Genomic DNA, 20,999 nt, shown 5'->3' with positions numbered 1-20,999 from the left:
AGTCCAGGTCGGCTGGCTGCGTCCTATCAGCCCCAGCTACCGAGAGGCATGCATGGCTTTCACGTTAAAGATCAACGGCACACCTCATGAGGTCGATGTCGACGGCGACACCCCGCTTTTGTGGGTGCTTCGCGATGTGCTCGGCATGACCGGGACCAAATTCGGCTGCGGCCAGGCGCTGTGCGGCGCCTGCACCGTGCATCTCGACGGCCAGGCGGTCCGCTCCTGCCAGACGTCGGTCGACAACGTCGGCGGCAGCGCGATCACCACGATCGAGGCGATCGGCCAGACGCCGCAGGGCGCGGCCTTGCAGAAGGCGTGGCTGGAGCTGGAGGTTGTGCAGTGCGGCTACTGCCAGTCCGGCCAGATCATGTCTGCAGCGGCGCTGCTGAAGGACACGCCGAAGCCGACGGATCACGACATCGACGCCGCCATGTCGGGCAATGTCTGCCGATGCGGCACCTATCAGCGCATCCGCGCTGCGATCAAGCACGCTGCGGGAGTTTGAGATCATGGATGGGCCTATCCTGAGACAGCAGATTGCCGACGAAACAGCGGTGTCGAGGCGCGCCATTCTTCAAGGCACAGGTTTGCTGCTTGGTTTTGCGCTGACCGGTGCAAGCACGGAGTCCGTCTTCGCGGCGCCTGCTTCGTGGGTGGTCCAAAACGAGGTCACGGGCACCTTCGCGCCGAACGGATTTATACGGATCAATCCAACCGGCACCGTGACCCTGGTCATGCCGATGGCCGAGATGGGTCAGGGGGTTTACACTGCGCTCTCGATGCTTCTGGCCGAAGAACTGGAAGTGGGGCTTGACCAGATTCAGGTTCAGCATGCGCCGGCAAATGATGCGCTTTACGCCAACTCGTTCCTGCACATTCAAACTACAGGTGCTTCCTCCTCTGTACGTGCCTTCTGGACGCCGCTGCGTCAGGCAGGCGCGGTGGGTCGCAATCTGCTGATTGCAGCTGCTGCCAAGCGGTGGAATGTCGATCCAACGACTTGCCATGCCAAGAACGGCGTCGTTTTCAATGCGTCCGGCTCGAGGCATCTGAGTTACGGCGAACTTGCGAAGGCTGCCGCGAAATTGCCCGTGCCGCCCGCGGCAAGTGTTACATTGAAGGACCCGAAGGATTTCACCCTGATCGGTACGCGTGCCAAGCGCGTGGATTCATCGATAAAGGTCGATGGGCGCGCACTCTACGGCATCGACGCACGATTGCCGGGTATGAAGGTTGCGGCGGTTGCTATTTCGCCTGTGCTCGGTGGCAAGGTGAAAACGGTGGACGAGAAGGCCGCGCTGGCAGTGAAGGGCGTCCGGCAGGTGGTCAATATCGATGAAGCTGTTGCCGTCGTGGCGGATCACATGGGTGCGGCGAAGAAGGGGCTCGAGGCTGCCGCCATCACGTGGGACGACGGCCCGAATGGCAAGGTTAGCAACGCCGATATCGTCAAGCAATTGGAGGAAGAATCCAAAAAGCCGGGCGCGGTTGCCCGTAACGATGGCGATGCAGGGAAGGCTCTTGCTCAAGCGGTGCACCGGCTCGAAGCCGTCTATCAGGTGCCTTTCCTGGCCCATGCGGCGATGGAGCCGATGAACTGTACTGTTCATCTTCAGAAGGATCGTTGCGACATTTGGGTCGGGACGCAGGCGATGGCGCTCACGCAGTCTCTGGTGGCCGAACTCACCGGCCTGCCAAAGGCAGCGATAAAAATTCACAATCATCTGATTGGTGGTGGCTTCGGCCGAAGGCTGGAGGCCGATGGGACGGTGCTGGCCGTCAAGATCGCCAAGCACGTCGATGGCCCGGTGAAGGTGATCTGGAGCCGCGAGGAAGACATCCAGCACGATATGTATCGGCCGTACTATCTCGATCGGCCGTCGGCCGGACTTGATGCGGCCGGCAAGCCGGTTGCTTGGATGCATCGGATCGCCGGCTCCTCAATCGCCGCTCGCTATATTCCCTTTTTGTTCAGGGACGGATTAGACCTCGATGCCGTAGAAGCGGCGGCCGAGCCGCCCTATGCGCTGCCCAATATCCACGTCGACTATGTTCGGGTCGAGCCCCCTGGTGTCCGGACGGCTTTCTGGCGCGGCGTCGGACCGACTCACAATGTTTTTGTGGTCGAAAGCTTCATGGATGAGCTCGCGCATGCCGCGAAGCAGGATCCTGTCGCTTATCGCAAGGGATTGCTTGGTCACAATCCACGAGCGCTTGCTGTTCTGTCCCTTGCCGCGGAAAAAGCAGGGTGGGAATTACCACTTCCCGCACGGCATGGCCGCGGGATTTCGGTACAATTCGCATTCGGAAGCTACATGTCGCAGGTCGCCGAGGTCGAAGTGGCAGCCGATGGCTCTGTCAAAGTCAAGCGGATCGTCTGTGCGGTTGATTGCGGTATGTACGTCAATCCCGATACGGTCGAAGCGCAGGTTCAGGGTGGAACGCTTTTCGGGCTGACCGCCGCGCTTCTTGACTCGATCACCTTCAAGGATGGACGGGTTGAGCAGAGCAATTTCGACAGCTATCTGCCGATGCGTATCGACGAGGTGCCGGTGGTGGAGATGCACTTGATTAAGAACGCAGAAGCTCCAGGTGGCATTGGTGAAGCTCCGACATCCATTGTCGGTGCTGCAGTGACCAACGCGATCTTCGCCGCCACCGGCAAGCGCCTTCGCTGCCTGCCGATCGATAGGGATTCGCTGAAGTCGTCGTCATAGTCCTTGCCCGTCATCCCGTGCGCGTCGCAGCGCGCACGGGATGACGGAGCCGACTGGCCCTAATGGGACGATCCCGCGAGATGCACCACCCGAGGGAATGGCCTCAGATAGTACGGCGCTGCGAGGATTGTAGCAAGGAGTTGCTCCGGGAGTGCTCGATGGCCGACGGTGCGATCCGAGACATCCTGGAACGGTCGATAGATGAGTTGCCCGATGAGCTGCGCACCGTGTTCGTGGCTTGCGTTGTCGATGGCATGACGCCGCAGCAATTTGCCGAGTTGTCTGCACTCACATCGGAGACGATAAATGCACGTCTGCTTATCTCATATTCTGGGAGGTTGGCTTTCTTCCCGGGCATATTACGCCCACAAACCCGAAGGTCCATTTGGCCGGCATTGGCGAGGCCGACGATTTTCGCCTTCGAGCTCTGCCTGCAGCAGGAAGGAGGAGAGTCCGACGAGTTCAGCCGCACGCGAACCGAGCCGACCACCTTGCCGCCGGCATGGGTGACGATCTCGCTGGTACAGCGCGTAGCCGAAAGCATAGTCGGCGGTGAGGAAAAACCAGATGTCACCGCCCGTCTTCACCAGCACGCCGGTACCGACCGCAAGCACGTGGGTGTCGAAAGCCCAATGGAAGCCATAGGGCGAGCAGGCGGTGCCGGTGATGGCCGAGGTCGCCGCTCCCACCACGAAGTCGATTTCTTCTTTTCCTTGGAAAGCTCCTGCGCCGCGAGCCCCACCGACGAGGTCGTGAGCTCGGTGACGATGTCGACGCCCTCGTACCAGCAGCGCGAGATCCGGCTTGTTCCGGTGGTCGGCGGTGACCAACTCGACTTTCTGGCCGAGCACCTCGCCGCCAAAATCTTCGATCGCCATCTTCGCGGCAGACCGAATATTTGCCGCCATAGTCCGCATAGACACCGGACTGATCGTCAGCACGCCGATCTTCACGCCCTGTGCCGATGCCGGCGCGGCCAGCAACAGGCTGCACGCCGTCGCGCATGGGCGTCACCGCACTCACCCTGCCGCGGCCGCCGTCGTCTGGCTCGGCTTGCCCTCGTTCTTGCCTTCCGCGAGGTTGCGCACCACCATGTAGAAGATCGGAGTGAAGATCAGGCCGAACAGCGTGACGCCCAGCATGCCGAAGAACACGGCAACGCCGACCGCCTGGCGCATCTCCGAGCCCGAGCCGGTCGACACCACGAGCGGCAGCACGCCGAGGATGAAGGCGAACGACGTCATCAAAATCGGCCGCAGACGGAGACGGCAGGCCTCGATCACGGCTTCCAGCCGTGGCTTGCCCTCGAGCTCGATGTCGCGCGCGAACTCGACGATCAGGATCGCGTTCTTCGCCGCAAGCCCGACCAGCACCACGAAACCGATTTGCGTCAGGATATTGACGTCCTGCCCCATGATGCGCACGCCGATGGTCGCAGCGAGCAGGCACATCGGCACGATCAGGAGAACGGCGAACGGCAGGCTCCAGCTGCCATATTGCGCCGCCAGCACCAGGAACACGAACAGCACGCAGATCGGGAACACATAGAGACCCTGGTTGCCGCCGGTGACCTGCTGGTAGGACAGGTCGGTCCATTCGAACGAGAAACCGCTCGGCAGCGTTTGATCGGCGAGCTGCTTGATGGTGTTGAGGGCGGTCGTCGAGCTCGTGCCGGGCGTCGGCTCGCCCTGCAGTTCGGATGCCGCGTAGAGATTGTAGCGCGCGACGCGGTCGGGTCCGGAGATGTCGCGGAAATCGACCACGCTGCCGAGCATGACCATGTCACCCGCCGCATTGCGCGTGCGCAGCCGCGCGAGGTCGGAGGTCTCTTTCCTGAACGGCAGATCGGCTTGCGCGGTGACGTGATAGGTACGACCGAACAGGTTGAAGTCGTTGACGTAAGTCGAACCGAAATAGGTCTGAATCGTATCGTTGATGCTGGCGATGGGAACGCCGAGCTTCTGTGCCTTGACCCGATCGATGTCGACGAACAGTTGCGGCGTATTCGCGGTGAAGGGCGAGAACACCGAGGTGAGGTTCGGCGACTTGCGCGCGGCGGCGACCAATTCGTCGGTTGCGGCCGCCAACAACTCAGGACCGCGACCCTGACGGTCCTGGATGCGGATGGTGAAGCCGCCTCCGGTGCCGATGCCGGGCACCGCAGGCGGCGGAATCACGATGATGAAGGCACCCTGGATGCTCAGCAGCCGCTGGCGCAGATTGTTGGTGATGACGGTCGCGGTCAGCCCCTTCTTGAGGCGCACTTCCGGCTCCTCGAACACCGGGAACAGCGCCGCGGCGTTGCCGGCCTGCGTGCGCGTCGCGCCCGAGAAGCCGGCAAAGACCGCGACGCGAACGATACCCGGCGTATCCAGCGCAATCCGCTCGATCTCGCGTACCACTTCGGTGGTGCGCGCCAGCGACGCCGCGCCCGGCAATTGCGCCGAGATGATGACGTAGCCGCGATCCTGCGCCGGAATGAAGCCCTGCGACGTTGTCGCGAGCAGCCAGCCGGCGCTGCCGATCAGTGCGACATAGATCACGAGCATCACAGCCTTATGCCGGATCACGAAGCCGGCCACGCGCGCATAGCCGTGCGAGAGGCGGTCGAAGACGCGGTTGAAGAGGCCGGTGAAACTTTCCCAGCCGCGGGCGATGATGTTCCAGCGTGCCGGCGGCCGCTTGTCCTCGTGTGGAACCAGGATCAGCGAGGCCAGCGCCGGTGACAGCGTCAGCGAGCAGAAGCAGGAGATCGCGGTCGCCACCGCGATGGTGACGGCGAATTGCTGGAAGAACTGCCCGGAGATCCCGCCAAGGAACGCGGTCGGCACGAACACCGCGCACAGCACCAGCGCGATTGAGACCAGCGCCCCGCCGACCTCCTCCATGGTCTTGAGCGCGGCATCGCGCCGGCTCATGCCATGCTCGAGATGCCGCTCGACGTTTTCCACCACCACGATGGCGTCATCGACCACGATGCCGACTGCCAGCACAAGGCCGAACAGCGTCAGATTGTTGATCGAGAAGCCGAGCGCCGCCATCACAGCGAAGGTGCCGACCAGCGACACCGGGATAGCGACGATCGGGATGATCGCGGGCCGCCAGCCCTGCAGGAACACCAGCACCACAATGACGACGAGCGCCATGGCTTCGTAGATGGTCTTGATCAGCTCATGGACGGATTGCGCGATGAACTCGGTCGGGTTGTAGCCGATATTGTAGTCGAGCCCTTTGGGGAAGCTCGCCTTGAGCGTGGTCATCGTATCGGAGATGTTCTTGGCGGTGGCCAGCGCGTTCGATCCGGGCCGCTGTGTCACCAACATGCCGACCGCCGACTTTCGCAGCAGAAAGCTGTTGGTCGAGTAGGACAGCGCGCCGAGTTCGACGCGGGCGACGTCGCGCAGGCGCACCGTGCGGCCGTCGGAGCCGGCCTTCACCACGATGTCCTCGAATTGCTTTGGATCCTTCAGGCGGCCGGTAAACACCAGATTGGGCTGGAAGGCGCGGTCCGCGATCGGCGGCTCCGCGATCTGCCCGCCGGTGATCTGCAGGTTCTGCGAGCGGATCGCGGCCGTCACCTCGGCCGAGGTCAGGCCGAGATTGGCTATGCGGTCGGGATCGAGCCACAGCCTCATCGAATAGTCGCGGGCACCGAAGATCTGGATATCGCCGACGCCGTCGAGCCGCAGTAACTGGTCACGGACCTGCAGCAGCGCGTAGTTCGAGATATAGAGCTGGTCGAAGCTGTCGTCGGGCGACAGCATGAACACGACCATCAGGATGTCAGGACTGTTCTTGCGCGTGACGACGCCGTTGCGCTGCACCTCGTCCGGCAGTTGCGGCTGCGCGATTGCGACGCGGTTCTGCACCAGCACCTGGGCCTTGTCGAGATCGGTGCCGAGCTTGAAGGTGACGGTGATCGTCAATTGCCCGTTCGAGGTCGCCTGGCTGTAGAGATACAGCATGTCCTCGACGCCGTTGATCTGTTGCTCGATCGGAGCGGCGACGGTGTCGGAAACGATTTGCGCCGACGCGCCCGGATATTGCGTGGTGATGACGACGGTCGGCGGCACCACTTGCGGATATTCGGAGACCGGCAGCGTGGTGTAGGCGAGCGCGCCGACGATCAGCAGCACGATCGACAGCACCATCGCGAGGATGGGCTGGTTGATGGAGAGCCTGCCGAGATTCATGGCTTGGCACCGGCCGGGGCTGGAGCGGGACGCGGATTCACCTTGGCCCCGACGCGGGCGCGCTGCAGGCCGTCGACAATCACTTTATCGTCCGCCTTCAGGCCATCGCGGATCACGCGCAGGCCTTCATCGAGCGGCCCCAGCACCACAGGCTTCGCTTCGACCGTGTTATCGGCCTTGACCACGAACACGATCTTGCGCGACTGATTCGGTGGCAATCGCCGTATCCGGCAACAACAGGGCCTCATAGGGCGCGCTGCCGATCAGCCGCACGCGTCCGAACTGCCCCGGCAGGATCGAGAGATCCTTGTTCGGAATCACGGCGCGGCTGCGCAACGTCCCGGTCGAGACGTCGAGCCGGTTATCGATGAAATCCATCTTGCCGTCGTGCGACGGCTTGGTTTCGCCGGTCAGCTTCACCTGCACCGGGTTCGGGGTGTCGCGCGAACTCGGCCGCTTGCCCTCGAACCAGAGCCGGTTGTTCTTCAGGTAGGTCGCCTCGTCGACGTCGAAGTAGACGTAGATCGGATCGAGCGAGACGATCGAGGTGAGCAAGGTCGCGCCGCCCTCGCTGCCCTGCACGAGATTACCGATGCTGACGAGGTGGCGACTGGCGCGGCCGGCGATCGGCGCCAGTACATGGGTGAACTCGATGTTGAGCTGCGCCGCCTTGAGCGCACCTTCGGCTACGGTCTCGGCGGCGTGCGCCGCCTGCAAGGCCTGGCGGCGCTGGTCGACGACCTGTTCGGAGACAGCGCTGGTCTGGACCAGGTTCAGGCCGCGGTCGAGGTCGCGCTTGGCAAGCTCGGCCTTGGCGCGCGCATCAGCAAGCTGGCCGTCGGCCTGCTTGGCGACGGCTTCGAACGGCCGCGGATCGATGATGTAGAGCAGGTCGCCGGTGTGCACCATGTCGCCGTCCTTGAACTCGACGCTGTTGACGAAGCCGCCGACGCGAGCGCGGACCTGGACCTCCTCGATCGCCTCGAAGCGGCCGGTGAACTCGTCCCAGTCGGTGACTGTCCGTTTAACCGGTTGCGCCACCGTCACCGGCGGCGGCGCGCTCGCCTGCGATTGCGCCTTCTCGTTGCAGCCAGCGAGCGCCAGCGCGAACAACATACCGATCGGTGCGCCGCCGTATCGTGGAAGGCGACGAAACGAACCGTGATCGCGCCGGGTCTCCGGAGCCGGATTCTCCGTTCTCTCAGTCGCACTCACTTCCGTCTCCTCGAGGACCTAGAATGTTGTAATTGAATTGGACAGGCCGACACTGCTACCGTCAGCCGGTCTCGATAAAGGCAGCATCATTGTTTCGCACCGCTGTTCCAACGCCGACCTCGGACTTGATATCAATAGCGCCGCCGCTCTCTTGGACAAATTGCTGGACGTGGCCGAGACCGAGACCCGAGCCTTGCCAAACCGGCTTCGTCGTAAAATTGGAACCTTGCCGAAGCACTTCGTCCGCCATAGCGCTTCCGTTATCCGCGACGATGATTTCTACCACCCCAGTCGACGCTCCTGGACGCAGCACTCTGTTCTTCGCAGAGATTACGACCTCGCCACCGTCTTGCAGCGCTGCGCTTGCATCGCGGCACAGATTGCGGAGCGCGAAGTAAACATCCCCTGGATCGGCCACAAAATCAGAGAGAGTTTGGGCAATCTCAGTATGAAGTGACCGACCAGGACCGACGGCGTGCCGCAAATCCTCCGCTGCCGCGACAAGGTCCCGCCGGGTCGTAATGTCAGTGTGTCCATGGCGTGACGATCTCGATTGCGTCGTTGCTTTGCATATCGACCCCTTGCCTTTTCAATCTTCCACCGTGTTCCACGTGTCGATCGCGGAACCGCAAGTTTCGGCACGACGATGCTAGGAGAATGACCTTGCAACGCCGGCTAGGGAAATCACCTCTCGCAATAGAGTCGATAAACGATCGTTATTACCGCTCGCCGCGCGGCGTGATGCCGTAGCGAAGAATGCCACGAGCCGCATGGCACTCGAAGCAGACGTTTCTATTCTGCAGAGACTTCTAAGCCGCGTTCAGTCGCTGAATCGGCAATCAATGCCGTCGCGGCCGCGGCGTCGATGGCATCGATTCCATAGCCACGGGTCATTGGACCATCAAGCTTCGCGGTCGTATTTTTGCTCGTCCGCAAAAGAATTCGGAAGATGACGACATCCCACACAAAAGGAGTGGACGATGAAGGCGATCGTCGTAACGGACCAGGCTGCGGGAACCGCCGGGATGAGGCTCGTGGAGCGGCCCGAGCCGCAGGCCGCAATCAACGACGTCGTCGTTCAGGTTCATGCGTCGGGATTCACCTCGGGTGAGCTGACGTGGCCCTCGACGTGGACCGATCGCCTCGACCGTGACCGAACACCGTCGATTCCCGGGCAGGAGCTGGCCGGAGTGGTCACCGCTCTCGGCTACGGCAAGACGGGGCTGTCGGTGGGACAGCGAGTGTTCGGCCTCTCGGACTCGTATCGCGGCGGCACCCTGGCGGAGTATGTGGCCGTCGAGGCACGCAACCTCGCGCCACTGCCGGGCGACGTCGACTTCACGGTGGGTGCGAGCGTGGCGATGCCGGGCCTGACTGCGTGGCAGGGACTGTTCGTGCACGGCCGCCTTCAGGCAGGGCAGAGCGTCCTCGTGCACGGCGCGGCCGGCGCAGTCGGGTCGATGGTGACGCAACTCGCACGATTGGCCGGCGCCTACGTCGTCGGCACCGGACGTGCCGCCGATCGTCAGAAGGCGCTCGACTTCGGCGCGCAGGAGTTCGTCAACCTTGAGAACGACGCGCTGGAAGACGTTGGCAGAGTCGACCTGGTGTTCGATGTTATCGGCGGCGACATCGCGAAGCGGTCCGCTTGCATGATCCGGCCCGGAGGAACACTGGTGACCATCGCCGGGCCGACCGAGACGCGGCCCGCCGACGGCTTGGCGATCGACTTTGTTCTCGTGTCCGATCGCGCCCAACTGGGTGAGATCGTCCAGCGAGTGCGGGACGGACGACTGCGGACGAACATCGGCGACATCGCGACCCTCGACGATGCCGTCGCCGCTTTCAATCCGACCAAGCGGATCAGCGGGAAGACGATCATCCGCGTTCGTCCGTGAGGACTTGGGGTGGGCGAGCGGCTCTGCCCTTCACCTTGCCCGCCATTTCGGAACAAAACTGGGCACGCGGATCATCGGCCAATACGACAACAACGTCGGCTTCGGCCAGAGTCGCGTACTGCAGGTTTGGACGCTATCTGAACCGACGAGCGCTCTGCTCGTAGGCAATAACTGCGGAGAAGAGAATGCTGCTGCCTCGTCGACCGGTTCCCGAACTGCGCGTGCCGACCCTTGCTCATGGCGACTTTGATCTTGCTGCCGACGCACCGAAGCTATTTACGTTGATATCATTTTATCGCGGGCTCCATTGCCCGGTCTGTCTCAAGTATCTGCGCGACCTAGAATCGCTGATCCCTGAATATGAGCGACGCGGCACCAAGGTTATCGCCGTCAGCTCTGACGTTCCCGAGCGCGCTCAGGAAATGGTGAGCAAGGTCGGCGCCAGCTTGCGATTCGGATATTCGCTGCCGCTCACGGTTGCTCGCAAATGGGGACTCTATATTTCGTCGTCGCGTGGAAAGACATCGATTAATATCGAAGAGCCGCCGCTATTTTCGGAGCCAGGCGTATTCCTCGTCCGCCCGGACGGTACTTTGTATTACGGAGCAGTTCAAACAATGCCATTCGCACGTCCGCTGTTCTCGGAATTGCTTCAGGCGATCGACTTCGCCATCGCCAAAGATTATCCGGCGCGTGGCGAGTATGACGGCCCTCTCTGAACGTCCGTCGACTTGGCGGCTAACGCCAAAGGCCGGACGCACCCACGGAAAGAGTCTTGGGAACACGTCTCGGCTCCTCGTATGTGTCGACAAGTCTAGGAGGAAGGAAGAAAGTGACGCTCGATCATCCGATTTTCACACGCTGGCCGGCGCAGCACCCCCATCGGCTGCAACTCTTTTCCGCCCCGACGCCCAATGGGGTGAAGGTCGGCATCATGCTTGAGGAAACGAGCCTCGAGTACGAGCCGCACCGGATCGACATCTTGGCGAACGAAAGCCACGACCCGACCTTTCTCGCGCTCAACCCCAACGGCAAGATTCCCGCAATCTACGACCCCGACGGACCGAGCGGCACGCCGCTCGCGCTGTTCGAATCGGGCGCGATCCTCCTCTATCTTGCCGACAAGACGGGACAATTTATCTCGGCCGATCCGAACACCCGCTACGAAACGATCCAGTGGGTGATGTGGCAGATGGGCGGAGTTGGGCCGATATTCGGCCAGGTCGGCTTCTTCAACAAATTCGCCGGCAAGGCCTATGAGGACAAGCGCCCGCGCGACCGCTACGCAACCGAATCAGCGCGGCTGCTCGGTGTCCTCGACGAACGGCTCGCGGGGCGCGACTGGATGATGGGCACTGACTACAGCATCGCCGATATTTCGCTGCTCGGCTGGGTACGCAATCTGATCGGCTTTTACGAAGCGCGCGAGATCGTCGGCTTCGACCGCTTTCTTCATGTGCAGGCGTGGCTCAACCGGGGCCTCGCGCGTCCGGCGGTGCAGCGCGGGCTGGAAGTGACGGCGGTTTAGAGAGGGGTGAATTGATGTTGCGAGGAGTGATCGGCGAACGGACACGGCGGCCCGGCTTCGGGCTGCTGGCCAATGAGCTCGCGCCGCGAATCGCGCGACCTAACCTGAGGGATTAGGTCGTGAGCAGCGTGTCCCTGATCCTGACCGACCGCGGCCTCGCGCTCTCCGAGCCTAAGGCCGTCGGCGCGCAGGGCGGCACCAAGGTGCTCGCCGCGTCGAGCCTGGGCAGCGGCCTCGTGTTCGTCAGCAGCGCCGTCGTCACGGTCGCGCTCGCGGCGATTGGCCGAGACATGCGCCTGTCGCCGCTCGACCTGCAATGGGTGATGAACGCCGAGCTCCTGCCGCTCGCGGCCCTGACCTTGGTCGCCGGCGCTCTGGGTGACCGGTTCGGACAGAAGCGGATCTTCCTCGCGGGGATCGCTCTCTATGGCCTGGGCGCGGCCGCGATTGGTTTCGCGCCGAGTTTCGTCCTGCTCATCGTCGGCCGGTTCCTGCAAGGCTTGGGCGAAGCCTTGATCCTACCCAACGGCCTTTCCATGCTCGGGCAGGCCTTTCCCGCCGACAAGAAAGCCCGTGCGGTCGGCATCTGGTCCGCCGCCGCGGCTGTCGCCAGCGGCGTCGCGCCGGCGATCGCCGGTGCGATCCTCGATCACTGGTCCTGGCGGACGACCTTTCTGATGCTCCTGCCCGTAGTCGCCGTCGCGCTGGCCGTCGGCACCGTGTGGATACCCAAGGACTCCCCGACCAGCCACGCCCGGGTCGACGTCGGTGGCGCGGTCTTTTCGACCGTCGGGCTCGGCGGGCTGAGCGCGGGGCTGACCAGCCTGACCAACGGTTCCGGTCTGAACCTTTGGGTGCTCGTCACGCTGATCGTCGGTCTGGGCGGCTTAGCCTGCCTCGTCGTGACCGAACGGCGATTAGGCGACAACGCCATGCTGCCCCCGTCCCTCCTCGCCTCGCGGTCGGTCGTCGGCGCGAACCTGTTCACCGCGCTCCTCTACGGAGCGTTCACGGTCATGCTAACTTTGATCCCGTTCGTGATTATCCGGGGCGCGCACCTGCCGACGCTGGTGGCGGGCCTGGCCTTCATTCCCCTGCAAGTGCTGATTACGGTCGTCTCGCCGCTCGCCGGCATGCTCTGCCGCCGGTTCGGCCGGCGCTTGCCATTGTTCACCGGCGCCGCCGTCGTCGCCTTGGGATGCGCTATGGCGCTCCGTGTCGGTTCGAACGCGACCTATTGGGCGGATATCTTCCCCAGCATCCTGTTGCTGGCGCTGGGCATGAGCCTGGCGATCGCGCCGTTGACGACCCTCGTCCTCACCTCGGTCAAGTCCGATCGCGCCGGAATCGCGTCTGGTGTCAACAGCGCGGTCTCACGCGCCGGGTCCCTCTTCGCCATCGCCCTGCTCGGCGGCGTCCTGCAGCAGGGCGGTCCTCAGCTGTTCTCAGGATTCCACATGGCGATGGCTGTCGCCGCGGTCGCGTGCGTTCTCGCCACGCTCGCGGTTTTCATTATCGAGCCGGGGCCCCACGTCGACTTCATCCCGCGAGACTGACCGTTCGGTGTCCGTAATCAGCAGGCCGGCGAGGCCGGGAGGAAAAATGAAGAACGAAGACCAACCTATAGGCAGAAGGAGAAAGCCCATGAAGATCCGAACCATCACCGCCGCCGCCTGCGCCGCCCTCGTCTTCTCGATGGTCGGCCCCATCTACGCCCATGATAGCGAAGCGCAAACCGTCACGAAGAACTTCGAGGCGGCCATTCCGAATATCTCTGGCAAGTCACTGATCGTCGTGGAAGTCGATTACGCGCCCGGCGCGGCCTCCGTGCCCCACACCCACGCGAAGTCGGCTTTCATCTACGCCTATGTGATTTCGGGCGCGATCGAATCGAAGGTGGATGACGGCGAGACGCGCATCTATCGGGCGGGCGAGAGCTGGTCCGAACGGCCGGGCGCTATCCATTCGATCAGCCGCAACGCGAGCAAGACAGAACCGGCAAAGCTGCTCGCTGTCTTCGTCCTCGACACCAATGACGACCCTCTGACCACGCCCATCAAATAAACCTTCAAGAACAATGCGCAGATTCGCTACTTTGGACGAACTGTGAACACGGGGTCAGAACAAGAGTTGCTCAGAATCGATGGGATGGAAGGCTCTCGCTCCGCCGGTGCTAGACCGACGATGTTCGATTCTCGGTGCTGAGACGCAAGCTACTTGCAGGCCTCGGAGGTGCCGCAATTAGCGGCGTGACGGCGAGTGCTGTCGGGCGGGCTACAGGCGAGAGCCAGATCGGCGTCTCGCCGGTGCAGTCAACGGTCGGAAATCAGCGGCGGTGCAGCGCGGTCGACGCTTATCTGCGTCCGCACCTCGCCTCGGGCCGCGTCACCCTTCTTACCGGCAAGACCGTCGTTCGCATCCTCGTCGAGAACAAGCGGGCCGTTGGCGTCGAGCTCGTCACGCCCGAAGACATGCTGGCCGAGCCGAAGGGAGATAACATGGCGCTCACCCAGCGCATGCGGCAGACCCACAACGTCTGCGACGAGCATGGCGGTGTCCCCACGGCCAGCCTGATCGAAAACTGGATCGACGAGGCGGAACGTCGCACATGGTTCCCGTTCGAGGCGACCAGGAGAGCTTAACCCCGAGCGCACGCCCACCCGCGAAGCTCGGGTGACTGCCTACGCTCCCCCTCTTGGGCTTTGACGTTGGACTCGTTCGCTTGAATTGGTATTTTGTAGGCGGCTACAGAACGTTCTCCATCGATACGCGGCCGTCCAGCACGATGCGCAGCTCGTGCGATTTGGACCTGCCATGTTTGTGGACTCTACGTCTCATCGGCTGGCCTGGGCGACCTGCGACTGGCTCATGTCGGGGCTGAATAAGTCAAAGTTGCCAATGACCGCTACTGAGAGAAGCCCTTATCGTTCAGCTGCCCTCGGCATAACGCACGGCGACCGTCGCGAACCTGTCTGGAGTGCCTAGGAGTGAGCGGACGACGTATGGCACGGCCCGGGCGATCTTCCCAAGCCTTCCCTGACCGACAGCCGGACACTGAAGCACCGTCGCGTCGTGCGCCTGAAGTTCACTCCGCCCTTGGACTGGCGGTCGACGCTCAACGCCGCACTAGCCCGCTTCCATGGCGCCGGACGAGTGGAATGGAAACCATAACGACCGGGCATTTCCAACGGTTGGCGTGCCGGCATAGCTTTTCCGTGCATCTAACCGGGCTGACCTGTGATGGTTGTGCGGAGTGCTTGCCAGCATAGGGCGACGTGATCGTCCTCTTGCCTGGATGCACTCTCCGCGTCGCAAGGACATGGTCGAGCAACCAACAACGTAGGAGTCACCGATGTCGTTCCGCTTCATCACCAAGTCTATCCACGCCTACCTGATCGATTATCCCGTCGCGATTGTCTTGATCGCAGCGCCGTTCGTACTGAAGCTCGGCCAGAGCGAACCAGTCGCGATGTGGCTTTCGGTTGTTGTCGGTGTGGCCGCGCTGCTCTTGGCCGCCCTGACCGACCATCCCACCGGGCTCGTCCGCATCATTCCCTACTGGCTGCACCTTTGGGTCGATCGCACCGTCGGGGTGGTGTTTATCATCGCACCGTTTGCCTTCAAATTCGCTGGGCTCGACGCCTGGTACTACTGGGGCCTCGCTGCCGCTGTCGTGCTCACGACGTCAGTCTTGAACGCGCCTGAGGAGCCAGTCGCGACGCGTTCGGGACTAGACAGGCGCACAGCGGGTTGAAGGCGGCGACGGCGTCGTCGAGGGTCGAGACGTTGCCGATGTTCGTCCGCGGCCGTCCGTCACGAACCCGCGCGGCCTTCGCCCTAGTCGTAGCCTACCTCAGCCGCGCGGGTATTGTGGAGGCCGACGAGTTCGGCCGCACGCTTGGAATCTTCGCCGTGACGGCCGTCGAGGGTGATATACTTGGGGCTTAGGCCGGGATCATTCTTGATAGCGCCGATGGTAGAGGGCTTGCACGGTGCAAGCCTTGGGGCGGTGCGGCCGGATCGCGCGGCTGATATTCAAGGGGTTTAAAATGGACGCGTTTGCTCAGCCGCAGGACCGAAGCGCCACGATCGGGCCGCGCTTCGACCATTTGGCGCTGGCTCCCGCAACGGCGGCCATTAGCTACCCTTTTCTACTCCGGGCCTTTCATGCCGTCGTCGGCACGCAGGCCACAACGCCTTCGCCCCTCGCAATTGTCGGTGCGACCTTGATCCTGGCCGTGGCGTTCGTCGTGCCGTTTGTCGCGCTCGCGCTCGCTTGCCGACCCGACGCCGATCCAGGGGCGCGGCGGCTCGCCTATGCCGGCGTGGCGGCCCCAACGCTCTATGTTTTTCTTGGCGTCGTTCAGGCCCTGATTCACAGCCCTATCCCCGACGAAATCGTGTGGTGCGTGCTTTGGCTCGCAATCGCGATTTGGTCACAGAACGCCCGCAATCCCGTCGCTGCAACGCGGCCGACCGTGGGGCGCTGGCGCATCGTCCACGGAATGACGGCGGTGCTCTTGTCCCTATACGTGGCGTTCCATCTAGCCAATCACCTGTTTGGGTTGATCGGCCCCGACGCACATGCGGCCGTCATGAAGATCGGCCGCGTTGTCTACCGCTCTGGCGTGGGTGAACCGCTGTTGGTCGCGGCCATGCTTTTCCAGATCTGCACCGGCCTGTTTCTGGCATGGCGTTGGAGTGCCGCCCCCCGGGGCTTCCATCGGACATTTCAGGTCGCCTCGGGGGCCTACCTCTCGCTGTACATCCTCGGGCACATGAATTCGGTTTTCATCTACGCTCGAATCTTTCTCGGTATACCGACCGATTGGAATTTCGCGATCGGAGCCCCGACCGGGCTCATTCATGACGCATGGAATATCCGTCTGTTGCCTCATTACGCGCTCGGTGTGTTTTTTGTCCTAAGCCACCTTGCCTCGGGATTGCGGGTGGTGCTGATCGCGCACGGCGTCGATCGACGCGCCGCAAATCGCCTTTGGGGCGCGGGCGTCGCTATAAGCGCCGCTATCTCAGCCGCGATCATCGCGGGTATGTGCGGTGTTCGGATCAGCTAGGCGATGGCGGCGGCCGGCGCTGGCTCGCGGCCAAGGGCGAACGCGGCCACCACCACGGCGGCAAACAGCTTAGAACGCGTTCATTGCCAGCAACTACTTTCGTCATGAAATAAACCTCACCTCTGACGGGGACCGGCGCGAAGCATCAGCGCCGCACAGGCCCAAATCATTACCGTCCATTTATCCGCACCCCGCTGCGAGCCCCTTTAGTTCATCGCGCGCCCCTCCAAAGGCGCGCGGGCATCGAAGCTCAAGCTCACGGCAGCCGATATTCGGCGTGGGCGTACCAGAAGAACCGACGAGGCAGGCCTCCGGAGCGGAACGTGAGGCGTTGGACACGGGGCCTTCGGTTGCATCCGACGCCATGCTGTCGGTGGCGACGAACACGGGCGTGCGCGACGGTGTCGTGCCCAACGCGGTCGGTACTCGCCCAGACTTCCCTTATTACCGCGACCCCTTCAACGCGAGCGGTCAAGTCGGCCTTCACAAGCGGAATTATGCCCGCAGCAAACCCGCCTACTAACCTCATCTGCGCGGGCGAGTGGAGCGTGAGGTGGTCCCAATCCGATCCGCTGTGTCGTCTTGGCATTTCGCATCTCGAAAATTTGAGCCAGTTGGTTGCCAGCTGCTGAAAGCGATACCGCGCCATGAGGAGGTGCGACCTTCCCATCATTCGCAAGGCCCTCGTGGGCAGGGCCTAAACCTTGGTGTGCTCTTCTCAGCGAAAGGTCTGGTGAGGATCAACCTCTGTGCAATGGTTTGGCCCATCTCTCGGAGGCTACGGTTGGGTATAACGGCCGATGTGTTGAGCGGTAAGAGAAATAGGAGGGGTTCATCAATGACAACAATGGGTGCAACTGCATTTTCGGGTTTTGCTCGTAGGACGGCTGAGTTTGTCTCCGACTTCGCCAGGGTCATTCACAACCTGATCATGGACGTGCGCGACAGCTACCGACCCGGGCTGCACTGCATGCGTGGCCCCGGCCCGAAATGGCGCGCCAAGCAGCAGTCCCGGCTAAGATTCGATTCTGGATCTGTACCGACGACCCGGCAGCGCCAGATGTCGCCAGTGTACGCAAGCCGTTGTGACGCGGCTCATTCCACCCGATAGCCAGCCAAGGAAAGAGATTCATGCTCGCTCGCCGAGCGACCACCCGAGCTTGGATGTTGCTCAGCGTCGCCACCTGTTGCATCGCATTGCTCGGCCTTGTGGCCATGCCGGGCCGCTCGGCGTGTGCCGGCGCCGCCCTCGAAGAACGCCAATTGCCGATGAAGTTCAGCTGGGTCGCTTGCCAGCCGAATTGCCGAGGCTGGACCAGCGCAGTCGGCATCGTGACCGCCGAGACCCCAAGCGATTTCGATGCTTTCGCGCGCGATCATCAACTCGAGGGCGAAACCGTCGTGCTGGATTCCGGCGGCGGCTCGGTCAACGACGCGATCGCGCTCGGACGGCGGTTCCGGGCGCTCGAAATGTTCACGACCGTCGGGGTGAGCGTGCTTACCCCCAGCGCACATGGCGAGCGCGCCCACGTGTCGCCGGAGGCCTACTGCGAATCCATGTGCGTTTTTCTGCTGCTGTCGGGCAAGTCGCGTTACGTGCCTGAACAAGCGCATGTCCGCGTGCATCAGATCTGGATGGACGACCGCGCTGACAATGCTCGGGCCGCGAGCTACAGCGCAGATGATCTCATGACCGTAGAGCGCGATATTGGACGTCTCGCCAAATACACCTTCGACATGGGCGGCACGGGTGACCTGTTGGCACTATCGCTGAACGTGCCGCCATGGGCAGACCTTCATGAACTGTCTCGGGAGGAATTGCGACTGACCAATCTCGCCACCACCGATAAAATTGCTCAGCTGGGCAGCCCGTACGCGGCGGTGGTCAAGCTGACGCCAAATTCGGTGCAGGCTCGCTTCGTGAGCAGCGCGGTTACAACCGAGACTAATCCAGAGCCAGCTAAATCAACCAAGTCGGTTCGAGCGTCGGGACGGGCGGGCGGCATGAGCACAGCGGGCCCGCCCGGACAAAGAGTAGCCGGTAGTCCTCCCTGACGAACTCCTAAGGCTTCCCACAGGAGCACCGCGGGGCAAAGCGGAAGTCGCATTTTCGAGCCGTGAGGTCCGTTGATGACCGACCCATTGCGAACATCGCCCCTTTTTGCGGCATATCTGGCGTTGCTCGGGTTGCCTGTACAATGGCCTTCCTCGGATATCAGGGGGAATTGATGAGGCGGCGGGACTTCATAATCGGGTCGGGATTGACCATCCTGCCCATAGCTTCGCAGGCCCAGCAGACCACGATGCCTGCAATAGGTTTTCTAAGCAGCCGGTCGTCGGGAGAGTCGGAAGCAGTAGCCGCAGCCTTCCGTCAGGGCCTCGCCGATGGCGGATATATCGTCGGGCAAAACGTTTCGATCGAATACCGCTGGGCAGAAGGCAGATATGACCGTCTACCTGCATTAGCGGCCGAACTCGTGAGCCTGCATGTTGCTGCGATTCTTTCTGCCGGGGGGCCGCCATCTGCACTCGCGGCAAAAAAAGCCACAACAACCATTCCAATCATTTTCTCAGCAGCCGATGATCCGGTCGGACTCGGTTTGGTGGAGAGCCTTAGCCATCCCGGAGGCAATATTACCGGCATGAATTTGTTCAACGCAACTCTAAGCGCCAATATCGCACTCATGCATGAAATCGTGCCAGCGTCGAGCACGATTGCTTATCTAACGAACCCGATCGGTCGATTTGGCCGGCAAGTCTCGACCAGCTAGAAGCAAGATTTTTCAGCACCCAGGCTTGTGCTTCACTCTGCGCAGACCAAAGGCTCCAGCGCGCATGCCTGCGTACTGGGGCCGCTTCTTTTGGCTATTTGCAAAATTCCAAAACAGGCCGCGCATCGCGCTCGGCATCCAACACAGCCTCAAGAGCCACGATGGCAACGCCGTCTTGATCGTTGGCGAGGCGCGTCCGGCGCGTTGGCGATTGAAAGAAGCCACCGACTGATGCGGCGGCCATATTCGCCAAATTGCGACGGAACTTTTCAGGGAGGATTAGGTTCCATTCCCTAGATTAGGTTGGCTGCATCTCGACGCGCCTGATAGTGCGCGTCAAAAACGCGGCTCGGTGATTACGACAGTTCGAAATGCCGGGTTAGGGAGCGGAAACCTCTTATTCAACGGGGCCGACAAAGTCCGCTCGACCAGACTGCCTCGTTTGCAGAAGTAGATCAGTCAGACATTTGACGGCCTCGGTCAGTCCAAGGACCTCCCGCGTTCGAAGTTCATCAATCTTTTCGTGCAAGAGCTCGATTTCTAGTTCGGCCTTGACGTTGACCCTATAATCGTTGTCCGCCGCTCTTCGATCGATATCTTGCTGCCTGTTCTGACTCATCATGAGGATCGGCGCTGCATAGCCAGCCTGAACCGAGAGGGCGAGGTTCAACAGGATGAATGGAAACGGGTCCCAACTCCTCGCCGCGGCGACGAAATTGATCGAAACCCACGCAACGAGGAGGACGGTCTGGACGATGATAAACTTCCAGGAGCCCATGACGCCTGCGACCTTGTCTGCCACACGCTGGCCGACTGAGAGCGACTCCATCGGATCGCACGTGTCAGTCGGACGAAGGCGCAATGAGCGGCGCAGCCGCCGCAATTCGCCGAGCAGTTCACGATCAGTGGGCTCGATGCTGTCGAGTTCCGGTTCTACGGATTTGATGGTCCTGCTCCTCATCCGTACGGCGGACGCGTCACGCAGTCTATCATATTTCCAATCAATCGCGTTGAGACGACGCCACATCGTCCGAGTTATTGATCCAACCAGCCTGTACGCGCGCGTCGGTCCATAGCAGCGCAAAGTAAGTTTTGGAATTCATGGGAGATCTCAGCGCCGCATCTACCCAGTCAGTGCGTTCGGTAATTAAATTCGGCGACCACTCGGGTAAAGCTATCATATCGATAACCGGTAGGAATGCTCCGTGAAGTCAGCGTCGAAGCTCCCCGATGAAGAAATCCGTGAACGCGCGCGCAGCGGGCTTAATGGTCTTTCCGCTCACGAACAACGCATTGACTTCCATCGAGCCGAAGTCCCAGTCAGACAGAATACGAGTGAGCTCACCGCTTTCCAACTCAGCCTTCGCACTGATGAGGCTTGAGGCGACGATACCCAGCCCAGCCTTCGCGCCGGCGGTGCAAGCGCTGTCGTTTGCAATCGAATGAAGCGCGCCGGCCGGTTGAGGAATCTCGGTATTGGAATTTTGAGAGTCGCCGGATTCCAAACTTGGTCGAAAGACTTTGCGCGAAGACCCTGCTTGTTGCCGATCTCGTAGTTTGTCGTTACGAGGCTAATCCAAGCATTGTCAGTCATGCACA

General features: G+C 61.9%; 17 protein-coding genes and 2 pseudogenes. 12 read left to right on the top strand and 7 right to left on the bottom strand.

Going from position 1 to position 20,999, the window contains the following annotated elements; all coding sequences use genetic code 11:
* Window positions 1-52: 52 nt before the first annotated feature.
* Together NL528_RS11385 and NL528_RS11380 are read left to right on the top strand one after the other, a co-directional pair.
* On the top strand, window positions 53-508 hold the full coding sequence (locus NL528_RS11385; protein WP_309182764.1) for a 2Fe-2S iron-sulfur cluster-binding protein: 456 nt from the start codon (window positions 53-55) through the stop codon (window positions 506-508).
* Between the two features lie 4 nt (window positions 509-512).
* Window positions 513-2,720 (top strand): xanthine dehydrogenase family protein molybdopterin-binding subunit, encoded by a 2,208-nt coding sequence (locus tag NL528_RS11380; RefSeq protein WP_309182763.1) that lies wholly within the window; start codon window positions 513-515, stop codon window positions 2,718-2,720.
* Between the two features lie 359 nt (window positions 2,721-3,079).
* Here the strand turns inward: NL528_RS11380 and NL528_RS11375 are convergent, their stop codons facing one another.
* The 4 genes and pseudogenes from NL528_RS11375 to NL528_RS11360 form a co-directional block, all read right to left on the bottom strand.
* Window positions 3,080-3,703, bottom strand: coding sequence for an ABC transporter substrate-binding protein (locus tag NL528_RS11375; protein ID WP_309182762.1), 624 nt, complete (start codon window positions 3,701-3,703; stop codon window positions 3,080-3,082).
* 36 nt (window positions 3,704-3,739) lie between these two features.
* Window positions 3,740-6,913, bottom strand: a complete 3,174-nt coding sequence (locus NL528_RS11370) for a multidrug efflux RND transporter permease subunit (RefSeq protein WP_309182761.1) — start codon at window positions 6,911-6,913, stop codon at window positions 3,740-3,742.
* A pseudogene (locus NL528_RS11365) lies at window positions 6,910-8,128 on the bottom strand (efflux RND transporter periplasmic adaptor subunit). Before NL528_RS11365 ends, NL528_RS11370 begins: the two are co-directional and overlap by 4 nt.
* A gap of 61 nt (window positions 8,129-8,189) precedes the next feature.
* Window positions 8,190-8,546: an ATP-binding protein gene (locus NL528_RS11360; protein ID WP_309184862.1), complete on the bottom strand. Its 357-nt coding sequence runs from the start codon at window positions 8,544-8,546 to the stop codon at window positions 8,190-8,192.
* A gap of 562 nt (window positions 8,547-9,108) precedes the next feature.
* Between NL528_RS11360 and NL528_RS11355 the strand changes: the two genes are divergently transcribed.
* The 7 genes from NL528_RS11355 (at window position 9,109) to NL528_RS11325 (ending at window position 15,308) form a co-directional block, all read left to right on the top strand.
* Window positions 9,109-10,026, top strand: coding sequence for an NADP-dependent oxidoreductase (locus NL528_RS11355; RefSeq protein ID WP_309182760.1), 918 nt, complete (start codon window positions 9,109-9,111; stop codon window positions 10,024-10,026).
* A gap of 185 nt (window positions 10,027-10,211) precedes the next feature.
* On the top strand, window positions 10,212-10,745 hold the full coding sequence (locus NL528_RS11350) for a peroxiredoxin-like family protein (RefSeq protein ID WP_309182759.1): 534 nt from the start codon (window positions 10,212-10,214) through the stop codon (window positions 10,743-10,745).
* A gap of 113 nt (window positions 10,746-10,858) precedes the next feature.
* Window positions 10,859-11,554, top strand: a complete 696-nt coding sequence (locus NL528_RS11345; RefSeq protein ID WP_309182758.1) for a glutathione S-transferase N-terminal domain-containing protein — start codon at window positions 10,859-10,861, stop codon at window positions 11,552-11,554.
* Between the two features lie 119 nt (window positions 11,555-11,673).
* Window positions 11,674-13,110 carry an MFS transporter gene (locus tag NL528_RS11340; RefSeq protein WP_309182757.1) on the top strand — a complete coding sequence of 479 codons (1,437 nt, stop codon included), beginning with the start codon at window positions 11,674-11,676 and terminating at the stop codon, window positions 13,108-13,110.
* Window positions 13,111-13,198: 88 nt separating this feature from the next.
* Window positions 13,199-13,618, top strand: coding sequence for a cupin domain-containing protein (locus NL528_RS11335; RefSeq protein WP_309182756.1), 420 nt, complete (start codon window positions 13,199-13,201; stop codon window positions 13,616-13,618).
* Between the two features lie 134 nt (window positions 13,619-13,752).
* Window positions 13,753-14,196 (top strand): GMC family oxidoreductase N-terminal domain-containing protein, encoded by a 444-nt coding sequence (locus tag NL528_RS11330; RefSeq protein WP_309182755.1) that lies wholly within the window; start codon window positions 13,753-13,755, stop codon window positions 14,194-14,196.
* A gap of 710 nt (window positions 14,197-14,906) precedes the next feature.
* Window positions 14,907-15,308 carry a hypothetical protein gene (locus NL528_RS11325; RefSeq protein ID WP_309182754.1) on the top strand — a complete coding sequence of 134 codons (402 nt, stop codon included), beginning with the start codon at window positions 14,907-14,909 and terminating at the stop codon, window positions 15,306-15,308.
* Here NL528_RS11325 and NL528_RS11320 read toward each other — a convergent pair.
* A pseudogene (locus NL528_RS11320) lies at window positions 15,301-15,378 on the bottom strand (NADP-dependent oxidoreductase); the annotation flags it as partial. The gene NL528_RS11325 and the pseudogene NL528_RS11320 overlap by 8 nt on opposite strands.
* Before the next feature lie 225 nt (window positions 15,379-15,603).
* Between NL528_RS11320 and NL528_RS11315 the strand changes: the two are divergent.
* From NL528_RS11315 to NL528_RS11305, 3 genes are all read left to right on the top strand, one after another.
* Window positions 15,604-16,629 (top strand): hypothetical protein, encoded by a 1,026-nt coding sequence (locus tag NL528_RS11315; protein ID WP_309182753.1) that lies wholly within the window; start codon window positions 15,604-15,606, stop codon window positions 16,627-16,629.
* Window positions 16,630-17,793: 1,164 nt separating this feature from the next.
* Window positions 17,794-18,684: a hypothetical protein gene (locus NL528_RS11310; protein WP_309182752.1), complete on the top strand. Its 891-nt coding sequence runs from the start codon at window positions 17,794-17,796 to the stop codon at window positions 18,682-18,684.
* A 206-nt stretch (window positions 18,685-18,890) separates the two neighbouring features.
* Window positions 18,891-19,400 (top strand): ABC transporter substrate-binding protein, encoded by a 510-nt coding sequence (locus tag NL528_RS11305; protein ID WP_309182751.1) that lies wholly within the window; start codon window positions 18,891-18,893, stop codon window positions 19,398-19,400.
* 397 nt (window positions 19,401-19,797) lie between these two features.
* On the opposite strand, the gene NL528_RS11300 is transcribed toward NL528_RS11305, so the two are convergent.
* Window positions 19,798-20,427 (bottom strand): DUF1003 domain-containing protein, encoded by a 630-nt coding sequence (locus NL528_RS11300; protein ID WP_309182750.1) that lies wholly within the window; start codon window positions 20,425-20,427, stop codon window positions 19,798-19,800.
* Window positions 20,428-20,611: 184 nt separating this feature from the next.
* Window positions 20,612-20,905 (bottom strand): LysR substrate-binding domain-containing protein, encoded by a 294-nt coding sequence (locus NL528_RS11295; RefSeq protein WP_309182749.1) that lies wholly within the window; start codon window positions 20,903-20,905, stop codon window positions 20,612-20,614.
* Window positions 20,906-20,999 lie beyond the last annotated feature (94 nt).

This window comes from Bradyrhizobium sp. Ash2021, assembly GCF_031202265.1.
Classification (GTDB): domain Bacteria; phylum Pseudomonadota; class Alphaproteobacteria; order Rhizobiales; family Xanthobacteraceae; genus Bradyrhizobium.
This window is presented reverse-complemented; position numbering and strand designations above follow the sequence as displayed.

Bases quoted from the DNA above. Each gene is read 5' to 3' on its own strand.
- NL528_RS11385 (WP_309182764.1), top strand. From the start codon at position 53: ATGGCTTTCACGTTAAAGATCAACGGCACACCTCATGAGGTCGATGTC.
- NL528_RS11350 (WP_309182759.1), top strand. From the start codon at position 10,212: ATGCTGCTGCCTCGTCGACCGGTTCCCGAACTGCGCGTGCCGACCCTT.
- NL528_RS11355 (WP_309182760.1), top strand. From the start codon at position 9,109: ATGAAGGCGATCGTCGTAACGGACCAGGCTGCGGGAACCGCCGGGATG.
- NL528_RS11325 (WP_309182754.1), top strand. From the start codon at position 14,907: ATGTCGTTCCGCTTCATCACCAAGTCTATCCACGCCTACCTGATCGAT.
- NL528_RS11310 (WP_309182752.1), top strand. From the start codon at position 17,794: ATGTTGCTCAGCGTCGCCACCTGTTGCATCGCATTGCTCGGCCTTGTG.
- NL528_RS11370 (WP_309182761.1), bottom strand. From the start codon at position 6,913: ATGAATCTCGGCAGGCTCTCCATCAACCAGCCCATCCTCGCGATGGTG.
- NL528_RS11315 (WP_309182753.1), top strand. From the start codon at position 15,604: ATGGACGCGTTTGCTCAGCCGCAGGACCGAAGCGCCACGATCGGGCCG.
- NL528_RS11380 (WP_309182763.1), top strand. From the start codon at position 513: ATGGATGGGCCTATCCTGAGACAGCAGATTGCCGACGAAACAGCGGTG.
- NL528_RS11335 (WP_309182756.1), top strand. From the start codon at position 13,199: ATGAAGATCCGAACCATCACCGCCGCCGCCTGCGCCGCCCTCGTCTTC.
- NL528_RS11300 (WP_309182750.1), bottom strand. From the start codon at position 20,427: ATGTGGCGTCGTCTCAACGCGATTGATTGGAAATATGATAGACTGCGT.